At 60.3% G+C, this 1,567-nt stretch carries 1 protein-coding gene; it reads right to left on the reverse strand.

Going from position 1 to position 1,567, the window contains the following annotated elements; translation table 11 throughout:
* Positions 1 to 118: 118 nt before the first annotated feature.
* Positions 119 to 1,522, reverse strand: coding sequence for an ISNCY family transposase (locus VES88_00095; GenBank protein ID HYN79872.1), 1,404 nt, complete (start codon positions 1,520 to 1,522; stop codon positions 119 to 121).
* Between the last annotated feature and the right edge of the window lie 45 nt (positions 1,523 to 1,567).

Below are 1,567 nucleotides of genomic sequence, written 5' to 3' on the forward strand. Positions count from 1 at the left end.
TGTCAAAGACCATTAGAAATGTCCCCTGAATTAAACCATTAGAAATGTCCCCTGGTTTTGGGTTTCAGGTTTGATAGCTCTTGTATTGGGTTGCGGGGTGAAGAACACTCAGAAACTCTCACTGAGTGAGGGCTTGACGACGTTGCCTTTCTGCCATGTGTGCAAGCGCTTCGGAATGGTTCAGCCTGCGCCAAGGATGTGTTGCTGCAGGCTTGTTGGGAATTTTCGGCCCAGCATTTGTTTCAACCTTCGCCGGCTCTGAAGCGCCCACGCGCCTTGACGCTAGCTGCAGTGATGGAAGTGGCACTCCAGCGCTCATACAGGTACGACCCAGACTGAGCGGCACTATTACCGGCTCCCACGCTAGTTCGCGCTCTCGGCCCTCCAGCGTGCGCACGATGAGGCGGATCGCTCCGTCCTCGCTCTCTCGCACCAGAAGCCACACGCCCGGCGAGCAATAACGCTTGGCCTCGCTTGTGGGCAACACGTGCAGCAATCGCTTCTCGTAGTGTACTACCCACCCTTTGCCCAGCACACGCTTCCTCTCCAGACAGAACACAGCGGCCAGATCGATCTTCTCGTCGAGCGCCGAATGAAAGTCCACGCCGCTGCCCGCCCGCACTGCGTAGCGAGCGTTGTGGGCTGGAAGGTAGCTGGTCTCCAGGAAAGCATTGGCAGCCTCATACGTGGCGATACCCTCGAGACGCATCTTCTTCACCAGCCGGTCCTGGTTCGTCCCATGACTACGCTCCACACGCCCCTTCGCTTCAGGACTCTTTGCCGCTATGACTTCGATCCCAAGCTTGCCGCACATGAGGCCGAACTGGCTCAACGCCTCGCTCCCACGCTCGATTTGCTTTCGCGAGCCGGCCGCGATATAAAGCGTCTTGCGGTCGGCGTAGATCGCTCGCGGTACGCCGTAGCTCTCGATCCACCTCCGCAACAACACCGCCGCCCTCCACAGCGTCTCCTCCTTCCCGAAACGGCTCAGCTCCCTTCCCGTGCCGTCGTCGATCAGCGTTATGAGGCAGGCCCTGGGTCCGCGACCTTCGAACCAGTCGTGGAAACTCCCGTCGATCTGCAACAGCTCGCCGAAATGCTCACGCCGCGCACGCACATGGTGCTGATGCCTCGATCGCCGCCGCCTGGTCCAGAGCTTCCCCTCCTGCATCCAGCGCTTCAGAGTGCTCACCGGTAGCACTATCCCGTGGTCGTCCCAAAGATGCTCTGCTACGAGCGTCGGACCGAAACGCTGCCCAGCCCCCGCTGACGCCGGACCGCTATAGAGCTCCCTCACAAGTCCCAACACTTGTCTACGCTCTGTCTCTGGACGCCCACGGTTCGAGCGCCGGCCCACATTCCCATGGATCAGGCCCTTTACGCCACCCTCGCGAAAGCGCTTGTAGAGCCGCTTCACCTGCCGGTAGCTCAAACCCAGCATCCCAGCCGCGTCAGCTAGTCTCAAGCCCTCACCACGTACTCTCGCCATTACCGCTCCCCGATCCCGCTCCCTGAGGCTCATAGCTGTCCGCTCCACGTCCACTCTCCTCTATCAGGAGAGCGCTAC

It is taken from the genome of Gemmatimonadaceae bacterium (assembly GCA_035633115.1).
Classification (GTDB): Bacteria; Gemmatimonadota; Gemmatimonadetes; order Gemmatimonadales; family Gemmatimonadaceae; genus UBA4720.